Origin of the sequence: Tistrella mobilis KA081020-065, assembly GCF_000264455.2 — a bacterium.
Taxonomy (GTDB): domain Bacteria; phylum Pseudomonadota; class Alphaproteobacteria; order Tistrellales; family Tistrellaceae; genus Tistrella; species Tistrella mobilis.
Genome location: NC_017958.1, coordinates 65,830 through 83,851 on the forward strand (window position 1 = coordinate 65,830; position 18,022 = coordinate 83,851).

An 18,022-nucleotide genomic window follows, 5' to 3' on the forward strand; every position below is an offset into this window, starting at 1 on the left:
CGGCGGGTGGATGAAGAACACCGCGCATGCGGCGTCTGCGATCACGCAGGTTGCAGTTCGGCCTGGCGGCTCCACTCCTGCGTCTTGAAGTCCAGCGCGTAGCCCAGCTCGCCCAGGCGGACGATCTGTGCACGCAAAGCGCGGCGGTCGATGGTCGAATCCAGTTTCACGGACTCGCCCAGCGGCCACAGCAGGCCGAAGAGCGCGGGGTCACCGTCTTGGGTGCTGCCGGGGGCAGCAGCCTCAGCAGGTGGCGGCGCATCCACGCCAAAGGGCGTGGTATCGACCATCGGGTCCGCGGACGCCTGCACGGGTGCGGGCTTGGCGGGCCTGGACGCTTTGGTGGGCTTGGCCGGCGTTGCCGCAGGCTGCGCCCCTTGCTCTTCATCGAGCGGATCGACGTCCTGGGTGGCGAAGCTGCGGGCTTCGTCGCGGCTGAGTTTGTCGATGCCGTTGAGCGTCATGCCGTCGAGGCTGGCACGGATCTCGAACCGCATGCCGCCGCCGACCGGATAGGACTTCGGGAAGATGTACCTGATGATGAATTCCCCGTCGTACTTGCCTTCGGGGTACTGCTCCAGCTCCGGGTCTTTGACCTCGAACGTACCGAGGTGCGTGGCGAGGCGGCCAACCGTGAACGGGCCGTTCTTGCCGCGGATGGTACGCAGCGTGAGCTGGCCGGGGACGACGATGGGCGCAACCGATTTCTCGGGTGCCAATGGGGTTGCCATGATGGTTCTCCTGATGATGAATGACGGGCCGCCGACGGCACCCGGTGGATGAGAGGAAATGGCTTCGCCCGAGGTGGGCGAGGTCCGCGTGGCATCACGCCTTGAGCTGGCGCATGCCTTCGGCCAGCAGCCACAACGCCCGGTTCAGGCGCAGGTTCTGGTCGATGCCTTGCACCGGACGGGTGCGCTGATTGCGGCCGTTGGCCGTGCGTCCGTTCAGGCCCCCTTTGACGAGGTTCTCCTGGACGCGGTTGAAGACGGCCCACAGGTCGTTCTTGCGGTCGTCCCATCGCCGGGGTGCCAGCAGTTGGCACTCCGTGACAGGCGTGGACTTGGCTGGATCGTCGTACTTGAGTGCGAGCGCGGAGTTTGCAAAGACCTCCGCTTCGCCCTCATCGAGGGTGATGGTGCGCATCGCATCGCGCGCGTTCTGCACGCGCTCGAAGCCGTCGAGGACTCCGTAGGCACCTTCGATCACCTGGCTGACCACGTCGCCCTTGTGGGGAACGCGGATGTCGGCGGTGGTGTCACCGCAAACCAGGCCGTTGTGGCAGACGAACCGGAACATGCCGGCGAGCATCTGATAGCTGCTCGTGCCGTCATGGCTGTTGAGCAGGATGATCTCGTTCGCCTCGTCGCCGTTGATCTGGCTTGCATGGCGAAGTCGGATGAGGTGCTTCGTGTACTCGCGCCGGTCTTCGTTGCGCACGCGCGTCTGACACACCATGAAGGGCTCGAAGCCCTCCTGGCGCAGCTTGGTCAGCACGGTCGAGGTCGGTATGTAGGCATACCGATCGGACCGGCTCCCATGTGGAGCGTCGGCGAAGATCGACGGAACGACGGCACGAATGCGGTCGTCCGAGAGTGGGCGATCAGAGCGCAGGATCGGGGATTGCGGAGCAAAGCGGGATACCAGAGACATGGCTGATCTCCTTTGAGAAATTCGACAACCGCGTGGCCGTGAGACCACGCGGAACTCGGGGGATGAAATGCGCAAGCACGCGTCCTGGGGACGCGGCGTACGTGGGGAGGAAAAGCGACAAGGCCCCGTGAGAGGCCGTGCCGGATCAGAACGAAGCAGCCAATGCCGGCTCCTGCTCCTGGACTTGCGCCTCGGGCTCGCGCTCGGCGGGCTCGGTGGCCGTGTCGATGGCATCGTCGGCTTCGGACGCGGATGCGTCTTCGGCCGGCGGCGCCTCGGCTTGCGCCTGGCTCGTCGGATAGACCTGGGTGCCGTCGATCTTGATGAGACCGATGTGGACCAGCGTCGATTCCAGGCTGGCGGCCGGTTCCCCGGCGTGCTCACCCTTGGTGCGGATGTACGGATCGATCTTCATGTCGTTCAGACGGAAGGCGATCAGCACCTTGCGGTCACCCTCGATGGCCTGAACGCACCGGCGAACCAGGTGCTCGGCTTCCGGGGTGGCGACGATGGTGTCGAAGTACCGATACTCCGGTTCATCGACAGGCCCGGCCAGTGCCGCGACGGTGCAAGAGAGGAACGAGTCGCCAGCTTTTGGGGTGACGTCCTTCACACGATTGAGATAGCCGATGCCGCGGGTGATCAACTCGTGCTGCTCGATCGAAGCCAGTTCGGCCCGGTCGATCAGTTCGGCCTTGAGCAGTCGCGCCTTGAGGGACGCGGCGGCCTGACCCTTCTGCTCACCCTTGTCGCGGATGTACACATCGCCCCACAGGTCACCGAGGCGAAAGCGCACCAGCGGGCGCTGCTTGGGATCGTCAACGCCGATGTAGCGCTGAACGAGCTTCTTGGCCTCGGCACCCGAGACCTTGACGTCGAAGTAGCGGTAGCTGGGGTCCCGGGCGGGGCCGACCAGCGCGGCGATGGTGCATGCCAGGAAAGGCTGCGCACGGCGGCCGCCCCGGACGGGCACTTCACGGACACGCTGGATGTAGCCGATGCCCGAGGTGTGGAGGTCGAAATACGATTTCTCGTTGGACGTGGTGTTCATGGTGAATCTCCATTGGGATGAAGCGGAGACACACCGGCCCACGCATGCGGGGAAGGTGCGTGACCCCGCGGTGGGTTGATAAGGCGAAAGCATCCGCCACCAGAGGCTGGTGGCCGCTCGCGGAAGGATGCGGTGCGAGCTGGCTCGGTCACGCAGTGGGAACTGCGCCGCAACCTCGAAGACCGATGGTTGCCTGGCATGTCGCTGACGACGTCAGCAGGCATGGGGCCAGCATGGCGGGGCCTCGCGCGCGCGGCAGCAATCAATCGGCACCCGGGCGCTTCCCTTTGTCCGCGCCACCCGGCGCCTGTCACAGGCACTTGGCGCCGCGCAGGTGCTCGGGGGTATCGGCGCGCGGACGGCCGGGACGGCTCCAGGCGCCGCCACCGCGCGCGCCGATCAGCCGCCAGCCGGCGGCGCGCAGGCTGGCGCCACCTTCGTCGGGCATGGTGTAGGTGAGCAGGCGTATGTAGCCCAGCGCCCTTGCCGCCTGCCAGGCCGCGCCGTAGAGCTTGCTGCAGGCGCTGGGTGTGCCGTCGGTGCACAGCCGCGTGACTTCCAGCGTCCAGGTGCCGCGCGACCGGGCGGCCGACAATGGCCACGCCGTGGATCAGGTCGCTGTCGCTCAGCGTGACGGCCAGGGCGAACTTCGCGCCCTGGACCGGGCGGTGGTGGCGATGGTGCGACAGAACGAATGCATTGGCCGTGCGCAGCGACACCGGTAGGAGGTGCAGCCTCGGCGAGGTCGATGGCGTGTTCATGCGGTTGTCTCCGGTGGCATGCCGGCGTTGTGGCCGGCGGGGCGTGCCTCGGCGGCTGGAGACAAACGCGCACGCGCGGCGATGGCGGCGGTGCGAACAAAAGAAGGCCCCCGATGCGGGGGCTGCGAGGCGGTTGCCGCGTCAGGCGGGAGGCACCACTGCTAAGGACAGGTGCGTGGCGGTGGCGGAAAGCACGAGATCGTCCGCCGAGTGCTGGAGGCGCGTGAACAGGCCGTCCTTCGGGTCGAAATACTCCGCGAAGTCATCGCCGCCCAGCTCGCGGCCGGCGAGGTGCCACCAGTCATCGAACGGGTCGGTGTCCGGGTTGCATCCGACGGCGTAGGCGAGCAGTGCCTGGCGCCCATCCGGGCGACGCTCCCCACGCTCGGCGAGGAAGTACACGCCCTGATCCTTGACCAGGACAATGCGGCACTGATTGGGGACGTCTCAGAAAACGGAAAAAATCGTACGCTAAGCCGGTTGCAGCGGTCGTAGCGGCCTGAACTTGCCCGCGCCGATCTTGGCGCTGCTGCGCCAGAGGTAATCGCCGGTCAGGTTGATGTGCTCCCAGCCCAGCGGCGACAGGTACTGCAACAGGGCGTCATCGACAGTCTGGCCGTGACCGCGTAAGGCGTTTGAGGCCCGTTCCAGATAGACCGTGTTCCACAACACTATGGCCGCCGTCACCAGGTTGAGGCCGCTGGCCCGGTAGCGCTGCTGCTCGAAACTGCGGTCGCGGATTTCGCCCAGCCGGTTGAAGAACACGGCGCGGGCTAGCGCGTTGCGGGCTTCGCCCTTGTTCAGTCCGGCATGCACGCGGCGGCGCAGCTCGACGCTTTGCAGCCAGTCCAGGATGAACAGCGTTCGCTCGATGCGGCCCAGCTCGCGCAGCGCCACGGCCAGGCCGTTCTGGCGCGGGTAGCTGCCGAGTTTCCTGAGCATCAGCGAGGCCGTCACCGTGCCCTGCTTGATCGAGGTGGCCAGCCGCACCTTGGCGTTGATCGCCTTGCCGGACGCCTGGAACTGCTGCTGATGCTTGTGCTTGGCAGCGTTGAACAGCTTGCCCAGGATGCGGTCGTGCAGGTCGATGATTTCGTCGGTGACGGTGGCCATGCCCTCGATGGCGAGCGCACCAGGGTCGCGTAGCGGCGCTGTGCCTCGAACTTGGCCAGATCGGCGGGCGTCATCTGGCCGCCTTCGCGGGCGATCTTGAGCAGGCGGTTCTGGTGCACCGACCGCTCGATGCCGGAAGGCAGGTCGAGCGCCTGCCAGGCTTTGAGGCGCTCGATGTGTTCGAGTATGTGGCGCGAGTTCGGCTTGACGGGCGACTGGCGCAGCCAGGCCAGCCAGGTCGTCTTGCCGTTGTCGTGGCGCTTGAGCAGATCGTCGAGGCGGTGCCGGTGGGTGGCCGACAGGGGATCGGACAAGGCCGCGTAGATGCGGCGGTTGGCGCGGCTGTAGGCGTTCATCGAACACCTCCCTTTTCCTCATCCGGCGCAACAGGACAGTTGCTTCACGTCCTTGTTGAAGGTCTGCGCCGCGAGCTTCAGTCCCTCGACCATGGTCAGGTAGGGGAACAACTGGTCGGCCAGCTCCTGCACGGTCATCCGGTGGCGGATCGCCAGCGCGGCCGTCTGGATCAGTTCGCCCGCTTCCGGCGCGACCGCCTGTACGCCGATCAGCCGCCCTGAGCCAGCTTCCGCCACCAGCTTGATGAAGCCGCGCGTGTCGAAGTTGGCGAGCGCCCTCGGCACGTTGTCGAGCGTCAGCAGCCGGCTGTCGGTCTCGATGCCGTCGTGGTGCGCTTCCGCCTCGCTGTAGCCCACGGTCGCCACCTGCGGATCGGTGAACACCACCGCCGGCATCGCCGTCAGGTCCAGCGCCGCGTCGCCGCCGGTCATGTTGATCGCGGCGCGCGTGCCGGCCGCCGCCGCCACATAGACGAACTGCGGCTGGTCGGTGCAGTCGCCGGCAGCAAAGATGTGCGGTGCGCTCGTGCGCATGGCGCGGTCGATGACGATGGCTCCCTGCGCATTGACTTCGACGCCTGCCGCTTCAAGGTTCAGGCTGCGCGTGTTCGGCGCGCGACCGGTGGCGACCAGCAGCTTGTCGGCGCGCACTTCCCCCTGCCCGGTGGTGAGCACGAATTCCCCGCCCGCATAGGCAACGTGGCTCGCCTGGGTGTGGTCCAGCACCTCGATGCCCTCGGCGCGGAAGGCGTCTGTTACGGCTTCCCCGATGGCCGGGTCTTCTCGGAAGAACAGCGTGCTGCGCGCCAGGATCGTGACCTGGCTGCCCAGCCGGGCGAAGGCTTGCGCCAACTCGACCGCCACCACGGAGGAACCAATCACGGCCAGCCGCTCGGGGAGCGAGCTGCTTTCCAGCGCCTCGGTGGAGGTCCAGTGGGGTGTGTCCGCAAGGCCCGGGATTGGCGGAAGCGCCGGGCTCGCGCCGGTGGCAATCAGGCAGCGGTCGAAGTTCACCTCGTGCGTGCCGCCGTCAGCGGTCGCCACGGTCAGCGTGCGCGTGTCCCTGAACCGGGCCTCGCCGCGCAGCACGGTGATGGCCGGAGTGCTTGCCAGGATGCCTTCGTACTTGGCATGGCGCAGCTCCTCGACGCGGCCTTGTTGCTGGGCCAGCAGCCGCTCGCGCAGTACAGCGGGCGCTGCGGCCGGCAGGCCAGCATCGAACGGGCTTTCGCGGCGCAGGTGGACGATGTGCGCGGCGCGGATCATGATCTTGGACGGCACGCAGCCGACATTGACGCAGGTGCCGCCGATGGTGCCGCGCTCGATCAGCGTGACGCGGGCGCCTTGCTCCACGGCCTTCAAGGCAGCCGCCATCGCCGCGCCGCCGCTGCCTATCACAGCCACGTGCAGCGCTTGTTCACCGCCAACATGCTTCGTTTCGCCACCGAGCCAGCCCAGCGCCTTGTCTAGCAGGCCGGCAGGCTTGTTCGGCGTGTCGGTAAGCCGTGCGCGATAGCCGAGCGTGGCCACTGCGGCAACCAGCGGGGCCACGCTCACGCCTGCATCCGCCTCGATTTCGGCCTGCCGCTGCGGATAGGACACCGAGGCCGCGCGCACGCCGGGCACGTTCGTCAAAGCCTGCTGGACGTGCTCGGCGCACGACGTGCAGGTCATGCCTTCGATGTGGAGGGTGATCGCCTCGGCCATGATTACGCCCTCACTGCTTGACGCTGGACGGGTAACCCGCGTTTGCGGTGGCCTTGGTCAAGGCGTCGGCATTGGTCTTGGCCTCGTCGAAGGTGACGACGGCCTCCCGCTTCTCGAAGCTGACTTCGGCCTTCTCGACGCCGGCGACCTTGGACAGAGCCGTCTTGACCGTGATCGGGCACGCGGCGCAGGTCATGCCGGGCACCGACAGGGTGACGGTCTTGGTGGCAGCCCAGGCGGGCGCGCTTAGAGCGGCGGCCAGGGCGATGAGGGTGGTGAGGGTGGTGAGGGTGGTGAGGGTGGTGAGTTTCTTCATGGTGATCTCCTTTCAGTAGAACAGCGGCAGGACGTAGGGAAACGCGAGGGCAACCAGAACCAGGGCGGCCACGATCCAGAAGATCACCTTGTAGGCAGTCCGCACTTGGGGCACGGCGCAAACGTCGCCGGGCTTGCAGGCATGGGCTGGTCGGAAGATGCTGCGCCAGGCGAAGAACAGCGCGATGAGCGCTGCGCCGATGAAGATCGGCCGATACGGCTCCAGCACGGTCAGGTTGCCGATCCACGCGCTAGAGAAGCCGAGCGCGACCAGGACAAGGGGGCCGAGGCAGCAGGCCGAGGCGAGGACGGCCGCGACGCCGCCGGTCGCCAGTGCGCCGCGGCCGTTCTTGGGTTCCGACATAAGGTTCTCCTTCCGGGACTTCGCTTGATGCTGTAACGTTACTTCCGTAGTCAACTACGGAGTCAAGCGCCATGGAGAACGCTCAAGAGAATCTGACCATCGGGGCCTTCGCCAAGGCAGCCCGGGTCAACGTGGAGACGATCCGCTTCTATCAGCTCAAGGGCTTGCTACCCCAGCCGGAGCGGCCCTACGGTCGCATCCGCCGCTACGGGCAGGCGGACGTGGCGCGGGTGAAGTTCGTGAAGTCAGCCCAGCGCCTGGGATTCAGCCTGGATGAAGTCGGCCAGCTCCTGAAACTGGAGGACGGCACCCATTGCAGCGAGGCGGCCGAACTGGCTGCTCACCGGCTGGCCGATGTGCGCGCACGCATGGCGGACCTCACGCGGATGGAAGAGGCCCTGTCGACGCTAGTGAGAGAGTGCAACGCGCACCATGGCAATGTTTCCTGCCCGTTGATCGCAGCTTTGCATTGCTGCTAAAGGGCCCACTTCGGCTCTTAGCGTACGATTTTTTTCCGTTTTCTGAGACGACCCCTGATTGGCGATGGCTTCGGTCAGCACGGGGCGCAGGTCAGCGCCTTTGAATCGCAGTGACATGGATGAAATCTCCTGTGTGGAAGAATGAGAAAGGCCTCCATCCGATGGGATGAAGGGCCTGTAGTGCACGCGGCCGGAACGGCTGGAACGCCGTGGCGGATGCCTCGGGTCAGCCGCAGGACCGCCCGGTTTCGCTGCGGGGCGTCATGCCGGGACGGCCTGGCGCTTGCGGGCCGCTTTCGCGTCGAGGATGCTCACGTCGATCTGGCGCCAGCGCCCGTCGTCGATGAGCCTCTCCAGCACTTCGCCGAGCATGTCGAAATACACCTCGTCGTGCCGATCGACCAGTTCGACCGATTCACCGTTCTGACGGTGCAGTTCCACCACGTAGGTGTCTCCGCCGCGGTCGTAGAGGATCGTCACCCGGCCCTCGAACTTCGCGGTCGAGACCGTGAAGCTGATCGCCGGCGGGGTCTCGATGATCTTGGAGGGCGTGGGATCGACCCAGGTGAAGTCGCGGGCACCGGCATCCACCAGCATGTGGGTGATGCGCCGGAAGCGATCGGGGGCCGGCATCTCCTCCAACTGCTCGATGAGCTGGCCCAACTCCATGCACTGCGGCGTGGGAATGGGCAGCTTGGCCGGCGCCGAGCCGAGGATGTGCCTCGTGATGGTGTACGGCGTGCCGTCCGAAGTCTCCTCGGTGATGACCTCCGGCGTGTCCGCGCGCAGTCCGTCGAAGCGACGACGGGCATAGGGTTGGACATGCACCTTGGCGCCTTCGGCAGGAACCGTGGTCACCAGGCTGGGATCGAGCACCGCGAACTCGGAAGGCTTGAGCTTGACGACGATGGCATCGTCGGTCGCGGCGACCACCTTGCCGTCGAAGGGTTGGGGGTCGATGGCGAAGCCCAGCGTTGAGGACAGCGGCTGATCATCGAACACGCGGTACTTGAACGACCGCACGTTGCGGGGCACATGGCCTGCGACCAGCGAAGGCATCATGGATTTGATGAGGGAACGATCCATGGGGAAACTCCTTGAGGAAAAACAAGGGATTCCCCGCCCGCAAGGGAGAGGTCCCTTGTGGGTGGCGTGGATGGACGCGGTAGGTCCGTAGGAAGAAACGACCAGCACGGTTTCCCGCGCTTGCAGCCTCGAAGGTCTCGACTGCCTGGGCATGTGCCGGCAACGCCGACGAACATGGGGCAAGCATGGCCCTGGGGCGGTCTGCCTGCCCGCAGGAAACGGCACCGCACCACAACCGTTTTCCTGTGCTGCGGGCAAGAAAAAGCCCCTCGAAAGGGGCTGGAGGAATCAGGCTTGGTACACGAAGTAGTGCTCGCGCTGACGCGGAAAGAACACGTGTTTCCACGTGTCGCCGCTTGTGTTGCCACCGTCGAAGACGACCATTTCGTAGTCGTCAATGTCGGTGTCCACCAGATCGGCGCTGTCGATATGGCGCATGTGCAGCGTACCGCTCATGCGCTCGAACACCAGGATCTGGCCGATGGCGTCGTCCTGGCTCATGGCGTTGACGCAGGCTCCAAGCTGATTCTCGAAGTCGGGCGTGGGCAAGATGAGATCGGGGAACATGAGATTGCTCCTATGGAATTGAACCAGCCCGGCTCCTGGTGGGAGGCGGGCTGGCATATGGGGGATAAAGGGGAAGGCTTGCGCGTCGCGTGTCTGCTAGGTCTCGGCCAGTGGCAAGCCCAGTAGCGCGGGTGCGTCGGCATCGAGGATGAGGATGCGCACATCTGCCTGGCCGGCCAGTTCAAGGATGTTCGCCAGGTCGTCAGGCATGCCCTTGTCGCGGTGCTCCTGTCGAAGCTGCTCAGCACTGATGCCCTCGGCATATTCCAGGTTCTTGTCTGTCCAGGGCGTGGAGATCAGCTTGACGCCAATCGCCGGGCTGTACGGAACCCGAAAGGCGATGAACAGAAAAGCCTCCGGCGTGGCGAGGTCTGCCAGGTTGGCGAGGTACTGGCCGGTTTCCTGGCAGATGTGCGCGCTGCTGACTTCCCAGCACCGGCTGTAATAGCCGGTCTCGAAACTCAACCGCTGCACCACGTCTCGCGCGGCTTCGGCCGAATAGGTATCACCGACATGGACCGGGCGGCCGTCGAGGTCGTCGCCATGGATGGCATAGACCACGGCGCCCACCACGCCTTCGCCGTTGATGCCTTCAACAGCATCACATTCAGCAATCAGCTCGTCGCTGATGGCGTCAGTGCCGCTTTTGATCAACGCGAAGTCGCTGGTGACGATGCAAGGCGATGAGATCAGGTCGTTGTCGGAAAGATGCGCTTGGCTCGTGTGGATGGATCGCCAGACATGCGGGCTTCCGTCCCCGTAGCAGATGCACAGCGTTCGGACGACTCTCAGATTCCAGTAGCCGCGTACAAAGGGATTGGGATTCTGGGTCATGGAATTTCTCCAGATTGAATAATGGAGCCAATTCCCGCCACCGGGAATTGAACCCCGGTGGGTTGAAAGTGGAAAAAGCGTCAGGCGGCACTGATCGAGGGCTTTGGGCCAATCGGCGCAGGCTGACGGAAGAAAAATCGAGGGACATGGCCGCGTGGACGCATGTCCCTCATGGGCAGTGAACAAAAAGACGGTGGTATGCCGCAGACCGGCTCACCAACCGCTGTAGTTCACCAACAGATCGGCGATGACCTTGCGGCGTTGCAGATCGAGACCATCGAAGTCCGACAGTCCTTGGAAGTGGCAGCGCTTGAGCATGGCACCGCCCTCGCGCGCGTTGTAGAAGCTGAACATGGCGGACAGGAACATGCGTTCCCCGCTGCTCAGGACGCCGAGTGCGTCGTTGGCACGCAGCATGTCGGGACGCAGATCCCACTTGCTCTTTGCCTGGTTCAGGCCTTCGCGCGTGCCGTCGCCAAACCATTGCGGGCCTGCGATCTCGACGCCGCGCTTCCAGACCTCGAAGAAGGCTTGGGGCGCGGCGGCGAAATGCTGCTCTTCCCGCATGATCTGATCGACGACTTCCTGGGGCAAAAGCTGGTTCATGACGTGGTTCCTCCAGTTGGATCAGGGTGTGGCGAGCTGGGACCCGCCGCCTCTTTCGAGGGCACGTTGAGCCGCGGCATAGCTGCGGAAGTACTGGCAGGATTCCCGCGAAACGGGACCTTCTGTATCGCGCGTGCCGATGTAGTGGCCGGCGGCGCTATGCAGGATTTCGAGCGGCAGGAACTTGCCGCAATGGATCAAGGCCAACTGGCCGAAAGAGGCTTGCTGGGACGTGGACGGGCTCCTTGGAAAAAGCGGGGCCTCGTCCCTCACGGGATGGCAGCTCCCGCACGCGGTTGAGAAAAAAGCATCGGCGTCACGGGTGACGCGCGTCCGCAGACTCGATGCGATGGCGGACTGGCGGGTAGCGCGGAAAGAATCCGCGGCAGCCTGGAAACTCTGGCTGCTGGCATGGTGCTGACGAATCAGCGACACATGCGGGCAGCTTCATGCGCGAGGCGAGCCGCGTCAGCCGGAAATCGGCATTTGCAACAGCCCCGATTGGCGAACGCGGAAAAAAAGAAAGCCCCGCAATAAGTGCGGGGCTGTCAGGAGGATGAGGCGAAACTGGGTCAGCGAGGCCTGTCGCCCAGTACATGCTGCTTCCACAGGGCGAATGCCTCGTCCGGTCCCAGCTCTGCGAGGATGACGATGGGCTGGCCCCGACGGGCACGCAGCGATGCGAAATACGCTGGCCGGTCGGCGATGGCGTTGAGCTTGATGCCCTTTAGGAACAGCAACTGGCGGGGGCGAACTTTGGTGGTAACGCAGGCATGATTGCGCTTGTTTGGGGCAAAAGGGCCAGCGAAGCGGGCGGACACGGCCAGAAAACCGCGACGAACTACTTGTACTTGCCAGGCGAGGCGAACGGGTGACATCAGCATATCGCTATGCGGTAAAGAAGACCGTCCTAAAGCTTGCAGGATCCCGGCATAGCTTCATCATCACCTCTCCGTGACGGCTCATTGGAACGAAAAAGGCCAGCATCGCCGTGATGGACTTTCATAATTGCCAGGTCAACTGGCTTGCGTGCTGTTTATTCACAGCAAGGCATTGCGACGTCGTTGCAGCAATCGCCGCCATCGCAACAGGGCGTTGCAGCAAAAGCGGCGGTGGGCGCTAGCATGAGGGCCAAGCCGCGGCCGCTCATGCTGGGGGCCGTTCTCTTCAGATTGGTGTCCTGCACCGTGTGCATTGCGAATTTCCGGATCGTCCCAATGTCACTGGGACTCCTTTGTGGCGGCCGGGTTCTCCACGCTCATGAACGACTGGGCCACCAGCGCGATCGCCCCGCCCACGATGGCCATGTCAGCGATGTTGAAGGCGGGCCAGTGCCAGCCGTGCAGGTGAAAGTCGATGTAGTCGATAACGTGCCCGCGCGTGGCGCGGTCGAACGCGTTGCCCAATGCGCCGCCCAGAATGAGGCTGTACGAAAGGCCTTCCGTTTTGCGCAGCGGCCGGGAGAGCAGCCATGCGAGCCATGCCGATATTGCGAACGCGATCGCCAGAAAAAACCACCGCTGCCAGCCGCCCGCGCCAGCAAGGAAGCTGAACGCCGCGCCGGGATTGAGAGCGTGAACTAGGTTGAAGAATGACGCCACCTCGTGCGACCAACCCAAGGGAGTTGTCGCGTCAATGTAGCTCTTAGCTGCCTGATCGCCGGCGAATATAACGATCGCGAGTGAGTACCACTGCGTCTTGCGAAGAGATGGTTCATCCATTGTTCATGCCGCCTTGAACTTCAGGAGGCGCAGCCCATTGACGACAACCAAAAGACTTGCCCCCATGTCAGCGAACACAGCCATCCACATGGTGGCATGCCCTGTGAACGTCAACGCAAGGAACACCGCCTTGATGCCAAGGGCCAGAACGATGTTCTGCGTGAGGATCGCCGCAGTGCTACGCGACAGCCGGATGAAGGCGGGGATCTTGCGCAGGTCGTCGTCCATCAGGGCGACGTCGGCTGTTTCGATCGCGGTGTCGGTGCCGGCCGCGCCCATGGCGAAGCCGATGTCGGCACGGGCGAGCGCGGGCGAATCGTTGATGCCGTCGCCCACCATGCCCACCTGGCCCTCGCCGCCGACCAGGCTTTCGATGGTCTTGAGCTTGTCTTCGGGCAGTTGGTCACCACGGGCTTCAGAGATTCCGACCTGGGCAGCGATGGCCGCGGCCGTGTGCTGGTTGTCCCCCGTCAGCATCAGCGTGCGCACACCCAGCGCCTGCAGGTCGGCCACCGCCTCACGGCTGGTTTCCTTCACGGTGTCGGCCACTGCAAAAATGCCGAGCACGGTCGCATCGTCCATCAGCAGGATCGCTGTCTTGCCTTGGCGCTCCAGGGTCTCCAGCCGAGCCTGGAGCGTCGCTTCGCTCAGGCCCAGCTCCTGGGCGAGCCTGTGGTTGCCCATGTGCAACATGCGCCCGGCGACGCGGCCGCGCACGCCGCGGCCAGGCAGCGCCGCGAAGTCGTCGACCTCGTGCAGCGCGATGCCGTCACGGTTCGCCTTGCGGGCGATGGCCTGAGACACAGGATGGTCCGAGCGTGCCGCGAGGCTTGCGGCCCAGGCGGCAACTTCCTGCGCCTCGCCGATCAGCGGCACGAAGTCGGTCTGCTCGGGCTTGCCATGTGTGAGTGTGCCGGTCTTGTCCAGGGCCAACGCCTTGAGCTTGCGCCCGCCCTCCAGGTAGACGCCACCCTTGATCAGGATGCCGCGTCGGGCGGCAGCGGCCAAGCCGCTGACGATGGTGACCGGCGTGGAGATGACCAGAGCGCAGGGGCAGGCGATCACCAGCAGTACCAGGGCCTTGTAGACCCAGTCAAACCATGCGCCGCCGAAGGCGAGCGGCGGCACGACGGCAACCAGCACGGACACCGCGAACACCGCCGGCGTGTAGACGCGGGCGAACTGGTCGACGAAGCGCTGCGTGGGCGCACGGCTGCCCTGCGCGGACTCCACGGCATGGATGATGCGCGCGAGCGTCGAGTCGCTGGCGCCTGCGGTCACCTTGTATTCGAAAGAGCCGGTCTCATTGATGGTTCCGGCGAAGACCTGGTCACCTTCGGCCTTCTCGACGGGCAGGCTCTCGCCGGTGATGGGCGCCTGGTTGATGGCCGATCGACCCGAGGTGATCAGGCCGTCCAGTGCGATGCGCTCGCCAGGACGCACGCGGACCACCGCGCCCTTTGCGACCTCCTTGGCCGGCAGCTCTGTCCATGAGCCATCGGCCTGCCGCACGGTCGCGGTCTCGGGCGCCAAGTCCATCAGCCCCCGAATGGCGTTGCGGGCGCGGTCCAGCGACTTCGCCTCGATCACTTCCGCCAACGCGAACAGGAACATGACCATGGCGGCCTCCGGCCAGTGGCCGATCGCCATGCCGCCGGTGACCGCGATGGCCATCAGGGCGTTCATGTTCAGGTTGAGGTTCTTCAGCGCGATCCAGCCCTTCTTGTAGGTGCTGAGGCCGCCGGTGAAGATCGAAACCAGTGCCAGCACGATCACGGCCCAATGATTGCCGTCGTTGACCCAGTACACGCCTTCGGCGGCCACCGCCGCAACGCCCGAAACCGCCATCGGCCACCAATTGGTCTTGTGCGCGGCCACCGGGGCATCGCGCGGCTCATCAGTCCTCTGGACCTCGGCTTCCATGCCCAGCGATTCGATGGCTTCGACTGCCGGCTTGATCGCGTCGGGTGTGTGCCGAACCGTGAGCGTGCGCTGCATCAGGTTGAAATCCATTCCCTGCACGCCCGGCATGCCTTGCAGCTTGCCGCGGATCAGACTTTCCTCGGTCGGACAGTCCATCTTCGCGATGCGAAGTACCGTGGTGGCTGTCTGCATGTCCTGCCGCGCAGCCTGCATTCCAATGGAAGCAAGCGCCTTCTCGATCGGCGCTGAGGTCGCCAGCGTGTGCTGGACTCCCAGCACACGCTGCATCAGATTGAAGTCGAGCGCGGTCACACCCGGCAGCTTGCCCAGCCGGTCGCGGATCAGCGCTTCTTCCGTCGGGCAATCCATGTTCTCGATCCGGTACGTCACCCGCTCGCCGATCGGCGGCGCGGAAACGGCAGCGGTTGGTTGCTGCTGCAGGGCCGAGGATGGGATCACAGCCGCGGCTTCGATCGGCCCCGTGTGGCCGAAGGTCTGCTCCTTGGCGCGCATGCCGATCGAGGCCAGGACCTGCTCCATCTGCGCGCGTGCCTGAGCGAGGTGTTTCACCGACAGGGTGCGCTCAGCGAGGTCGAAGTCGAGGTCCTGAATTCCCTCGACTGCCCCGAGGTGCGAGCGGATGAGTTTCTCCTCGCTCGGGCAGTCCATGTTCTCGATGCGGTAGGTGGTCGACACGGCGGCGTCTCGGACAGCCTGAGCCTTCATGCCCACCGAATTCAGCGCTTGCTCCAAGGCATCGGCCGAGACTTCGCGGTGCGAAATGGTCAACAAACGCTGCGGAAGATCGAACAGGAGCCGCTCGACACCGGGCATGCCCTCCAGCGTTCGCCGCACCAGTGCTTCCTCATTGCGGCAATCCATGTTGCTCACGTGGAAAACGGTGGTTTCAGTGCTGGCCTGCTCACTGGCGCACGCCGTCTGTTGGCCATTGCCGCCGGAGCAGGCGCATGGGCTGGAAGGTTCTTTGTTCATAGATCGCTCTTCATTGACAAGGTTTTCCCCGGATGCCATCATTAGAAAACCTCTAGTAGATATAGAGTCAAGTTTTTTATAGGAAGCAACCATGATGCGGATCGGTGAACTGGGCAAGAAGGCAGATTGCTTGGTGCAGACCGTGCGCTTTTACGAGTCAGAAGGCTTGCTGCCCGAGCCTGCACGTAGCGAGGGCAACTTCAGGCTCTATGACGAAGTCCATTTGCAGCGCTTGCTGTTCATCCGCCGCTGCCGGGCGAAGGACATGACGCTGGATGAGATCCGTCAACTGCTGAACTTACGGGATCGGCCAGAGTTGGGCTGCGGCGAGGTGAACGCGCTGGTCGACGCTCATATCGCGCAAGTGCGGACCAAGATGAAGGAATTGCGCGCCTTGGAGCGCGAGTTAATGGATCTGCGACGCTCCTGCGATAGCGCCCGAACCTCGCGCGAGTGCGGCATTCTCAACAGCTTGGCCGAGCCCGCCTGAAGCTCGAGCGTGTCATCGGTGCTGGAAGTGATCGGGTCCAGTTCTGAGAGCCACGTGCCGCGCTCCATCATGCGAAAGCGCGCGGTTCTGACGTTTTGAGACGGCGTGCGACCGAGGGCGTGGCCCACAGGAGCCAGCGCGAGCCGGACGACCTGCGCGCCGCAATCTCCGCCACCTTACGGGTTCTCCAGGCCAGACCGAGCATCGCGGCGTGGCTGCGCAGGTGCAGGTGCAGGCCAAGGTAGCAGTGCGCCACGACGCGGCCCGACTCATGGGCACGCCACGCAACTCGCGATCGCTTCGCAAGAAGCCGCAAGGCCCGACTCGCGCAAGAATGCGACGTGGGCAAGATCGTATAGCCAGCAGCGCAAGCGTTTGCCGCTGCTGGCCGGCTCCGGAAGGGATAGACAAGCTGCGGGCCGTAGTCCATTGGAAAGTCCATCTTTCTTGAGTGTCACTCTTTGGCGCCCAGCGTGTGCTTTTGCGACCGGAAAGCGCTGAACAAGTGGCCCCCGGGCATCCAGAAATCGCCGTAGTTGACTTGGGCGTCTTCGTGCTCACGCTTGTGATGCCAGCGATGGGCTTCAGCCACCCCGATCAACAATCCCAACGGCCCGACCCGGTATCCCAGATTGGAGTGCTGGAAGGCCAGATGCACGACCAAGAAGCCGAGCCATGCGCCGACGGCCAACCACAGCTTGGAACGCCGCTACTGGCTCAACGGGGAGTGGAAAGGCCGCCCGCCCTCTAGCAAGGCGGCACAAGCGAGCGCGACGATCACTGTGAGTAGCTCCGTCGGAAAAGACGGCCGGCCGGTCGCGAGCTCGCCGAAGAGCACAACCGCAGTGGCGCCACGGATCAGTGGATAGCAGCCATACCGGATGACAGTCGCAATGAAGGGGGCGCATTGGTGCTCATCTGTTCTGTCCTAAAGCTCTGACTGGATTGGAAAACCTTCTAGCTACGGTAGAGTCAAGGGCGTCCGGGAAGACCCTGTGGCAAGTTCGTTGCATCTGCGCCTTGACTCTCCAGCCGCTACAGGCTTCAGCATCCATCGATTTGGAAGGAACAATGCATGGCTGAAAACCACAGAAATCACGAAAACGACGAGTTGGGCCGCCTAGATGCGAGCGATGCGAAGGACCGAAAGATTCTTCTGACTGTGTTGCTGATCAACCTGACGCAGTCCGCCGCCGGCATTGCCCTTGGCATCTGGGCTGGCTCTACGGCGCTGATGGGCGCCGGGTTGGACAACCTCGCCGATGCGTCGGTCTATGCGGTTAGCCTGTATGCCGTCGGTCGTGCGGCAACGGTCAAGGTGGGCGCGGCCCGCTTGTCGGGTTTCTTGCTAATCGGCCTGGCCGCGCTGCTGCTGTTGGAAGTCCTACGCCGCTTCGCTGGAGGGGAAGAGCCTGTCGGCCCAGCCATGATGGCCATGGCCGCGCTGAACGCGGCTTTGAACCTAGTGTGCCTCAGACTACTGCGCCGCCATCGCGGGGAAGATGTGAACTTCAAGGCGTCAGCGATCTTTACCAGCAACGACTCCATCGTCAATGGTGCGATTGTGCTGTCCGGGGTGCTGGTGATGGGGTTCGGGTCGAACATCCCGGATCTGGTGCTGGGCGTCATCGTGGCCGCAATCGCAGCGAATGGGGGGCGGGAAATCCTGCGCGAAGCATCGGAAACAGCTCGCCGTAAGGCGGGCACATAAGGCATGTTTTCGCCCAGTTCATCCCGAGGTTTACCTCTGCAAAAGAGGTAGTCCAGCCTTTGGGCTACGGCCTCGGCTGCAGCCGAGCGTACCATTGGCGATGGCCGCGCGATAGGCGGGCATGCCGTTCTCGACCTCCGTCTGCCGTACAGCAGCGGTGCGCAAGGTTGAGGGTGCATGTCGTCTCTCCTGTTCGTGTGGCCCAGGCCAATGGCCGGGCCGGGACGTTGATGGGCAGGAGAATGGCGCCGAAGGCCCAACGGCCTTCGGCTCGGGAGAAAAGAGGAACCAC

21 protein-coding genes and 2 pseudogenes are annotated in these 18,022 nt (G+C 64.4%); 3 read left to right on the forward strand and 20 right to left on the reverse strand.

Annotation, left to right across the window (positions count from 1 at the left end; translation table 11 throughout):
• Window positions 1-41 precede the first annotated feature (41 nt).
• From TMO_RS24130 to merT, 10 genes and pseudogenes are all read right to left on the reverse strand, one after another.
• A complete protein-coding gene (locus TMO_RS24130) occupies window positions 42-731 on the reverse strand; it encodes a DUF3275 family protein (protein WP_003098913.1) in 690 nt (229 codons plus the stop codon).
• Between the two features lie 94 nt (window positions 732-825).
• The gene (locus tag TMO_RS24135; protein ID WP_003098915.1) at window positions 826-1,653 is read right to left on the reverse strand and encodes a DUF932 domain-containing protein; all 828 of its coding nucleotides are present in this window, start codon (window positions 1,651-1,653) and stop codon (window positions 826-828) included.
• 145 nt (window positions 1,654-1,798) lie between these two features.
• The gene (locus TMO_RS24140) at window positions 1,799-2,704 is read right to left on the reverse strand and encodes a DUF3577 domain-containing protein (protein ID WP_003098919.1); all 906 of its coding nucleotides are present in this window, start codon (window positions 2,702-2,704) and stop codon (window positions 1,799-1,801) included.
• Between the two features lie 397 nt (window positions 2,705-3,101).
• Window positions 3,102-3,465, reverse strand: a pseudogene (locus TMO_RS32400) (XF1762 family protein); the annotation flags it as partial.
• Window positions 3,466-3,606: 141 nt separating this feature from the next.
• On the reverse strand, window positions 3,607-3,891 hold the full coding sequence (locus TMO_RS24150; RefSeq protein ID WP_031629745.1) for a DUF3085 domain-containing protein: 285 nt from the start codon (window positions 3,889-3,891) through the stop codon (window positions 3,607-3,609).
• A gap of 45 nt (window positions 3,892-3,936) precedes the next feature.
• A pseudogene (locus TMO_RS32955) lies at window positions 3,937-4,455 on the reverse strand (Tn3 family transposase); the annotation flags it as partial.
• Window positions 4,419-4,934 (reverse strand): Tn3 family transposase, encoded by a 516-nt coding sequence (locus TMO_RS32960; protein WP_003098931.1) that lies wholly within the window; start codon window positions 4,932-4,934, stop codon window positions 4,419-4,421. The pseudogene TMO_RS32955 and the gene TMO_RS32960, both read right to left, overlap by 37 nt.
• Window positions 4,935-4,952: 18 nt before the next feature.
• Window positions 4,953-6,641: a mercury(II) reductase gene (gene merA / locus TMO_RS24160; protein ID WP_003098932.1), complete on the reverse strand. Its 1,689-nt coding sequence runs from the start codon at window positions 6,639-6,641 to the stop codon at window positions 4,953-4,955.
• Window positions 6,642-6,651: 10 nt separating this feature from the next.
• Window positions 6,652-6,957 carry a mercury resistance system periplasmic binding protein MerP gene (merP, locus tag TMO_RS24165; protein WP_003098934.1) on the reverse strand — a complete coding sequence of 102 codons (306 nt, stop codon included), beginning with the start codon at window positions 6,955-6,957 and terminating at the stop codon, window positions 6,652-6,654.
• Between the two features lie 12 nt (window positions 6,958-6,969).
• Window positions 6,970-7,320: a mercuric ion transporter MerT gene (gene merT / locus TMO_RS24170; protein WP_003098936.1), complete on the reverse strand. Its 351-nt coding sequence runs from the start codon at window positions 7,318-7,320 to the stop codon at window positions 6,970-6,972.
• Window positions 7,321-7,391: 71 nt separating this feature from the next.
• Between merT and merR the strand changes: the two genes are divergently transcribed.
• Entirely contained in the window at window positions 7,392-7,799 is a 408-nt protein-coding gene (gene merR, locus TMO_RS24175; RefSeq protein ID WP_003098939.1) for an Hg(II)-responsive transcriptional regulator, read from the forward strand.
• A 261-nt stretch (window positions 7,800-8,060) separates the two neighbouring features.
• Here the strand turns inward: merR and TMO_RS24180 are convergent, their stop codons facing one another.
• From TMO_RS24180 to TMO_RS24210, 8 genes are all read right to left on the reverse strand, one after another.
• Window positions 8,061-8,885 carry a hypothetical protein gene (locus tag TMO_RS24180; protein WP_003098941.1) on the reverse strand — a complete coding sequence of 275 codons (825 nt, stop codon included), beginning with the start codon at window positions 8,883-8,885 and terminating at the stop codon, window positions 8,061-8,063.
• Between the two features lie 288 nt (window positions 8,886-9,173).
• On the reverse strand, window positions 9,174-9,452 hold the full coding sequence (locus TMO_RS24185) for a hypothetical protein (RefSeq protein ID WP_003098943.1): 279 nt from the start codon (window positions 9,450-9,452) through the stop codon (window positions 9,174-9,176).
• Between the two features lie 96 nt (window positions 9,453-9,548).
• Window positions 9,549-10,286, reverse strand: a complete 738-nt coding sequence (locus TMO_RS24190; RefSeq protein ID WP_003098947.1) for a hypothetical protein — start codon at window positions 10,284-10,286, stop codon at window positions 9,549-9,551.
• 213 nt (window positions 10,287-10,499) lie between these two features.
• The gene (locus TMO_RS24195) at window positions 10,500-10,892 is read right to left on the reverse strand and encodes a hypothetical protein (protein ID WP_003098949.1); all 393 of its coding nucleotides are present in this window, start codon (window positions 10,890-10,892) and stop codon (window positions 10,500-10,502) included.
• A gap of 21 nt (window positions 10,893-10,913) precedes the next feature.
• The gene (locus tag TMO_RS24200) at window positions 10,914-11,165 is read right to left on the reverse strand and encodes a hypothetical protein (RefSeq protein ID WP_005408894.1); all 252 of its coding nucleotides are present in this window, start codon (window positions 11,163-11,165) and stop codon (window positions 10,914-10,916) included.
• 299 nt (window positions 11,166-11,464) lie between these two features.
• The gene (locus TMO_RS32965) at window positions 11,465-11,776 is read right to left on the reverse strand and encodes a hypothetical protein (protein ID WP_003108988.1); all 312 of its coding nucleotides are present in this window, start codon (window positions 11,774-11,776) and stop codon (window positions 11,465-11,467) included.
• 336 nt (window positions 11,777-12,112) lie between these two features.
• Window positions 12,113-12,613: a signal peptidase II gene (gene lspA, locus TMO_RS24205; RefSeq protein ID WP_003098955.1), complete on the reverse strand. Its 501-nt coding sequence runs from the start codon at window positions 12,611-12,613 to the stop codon at window positions 12,113-12,115.
• A gap of 3 nt (window positions 12,614-12,616) precedes the next feature.
• Window positions 12,617-15,529, reverse strand: coding sequence for a heavy metal translocating P-type ATPase (locus TMO_RS24210; RefSeq protein WP_003098961.1), 2,913 nt, complete (start codon window positions 15,527-15,529; stop codon window positions 12,617-12,619).
• 91 nt (window positions 15,530-15,620) lie between these two features.
• Here TMO_RS24210 and cadR point away from each other — a divergent pair, with 91 nt between their 5' ends.
• Entirely contained in the window at window positions 15,621-16,019 is a 399-nt protein-coding gene (gene cadR / locus TMO_RS24215) for a Cd(II)/Pb(II)-responsive transcriptional regulator (protein ID WP_003098965.1), read from the forward strand.
• A 67-nt stretch (window positions 16,020-16,086) separates the two neighbouring features.
• On the opposite strand, the gene TMO_RS32405 is transcribed toward cadR, so the two are convergent.
• Both TMO_RS32405 and TMO_RS32410 read right to left on the reverse strand, forming a co-directional pair.
• Window positions 16,087-16,461, reverse strand: coding sequence for a DUF3703 domain-containing protein (locus TMO_RS32405; RefSeq protein WP_055312603.1), 375 nt, complete (start codon window positions 16,459-16,461; stop codon window positions 16,087-16,089).
• Between the two features lie 12 nt (window positions 16,462-16,473).
• The gene (locus TMO_RS32410) at window positions 16,474-16,710 is read right to left on the reverse strand and encodes a hypothetical protein (protein WP_003098970.1); all 237 of its coding nucleotides are present in this window, start codon (window positions 16,708-16,710) and stop codon (window positions 16,474-16,476) included.
• 384 nt (window positions 16,711-17,094) lie between these two features.
• On the opposite strand from TMO_RS32410, the gene TMO_RS24225 reads away from it, so the two are divergent.
• Entirely contained in the window at window positions 17,095-17,730 is a 636-nt protein-coding gene (locus TMO_RS24225) for a cation transporter (protein WP_003098972.1), read from the forward strand.
• Window positions 17,731-18,022: the final 292 nt, after the last annotated feature.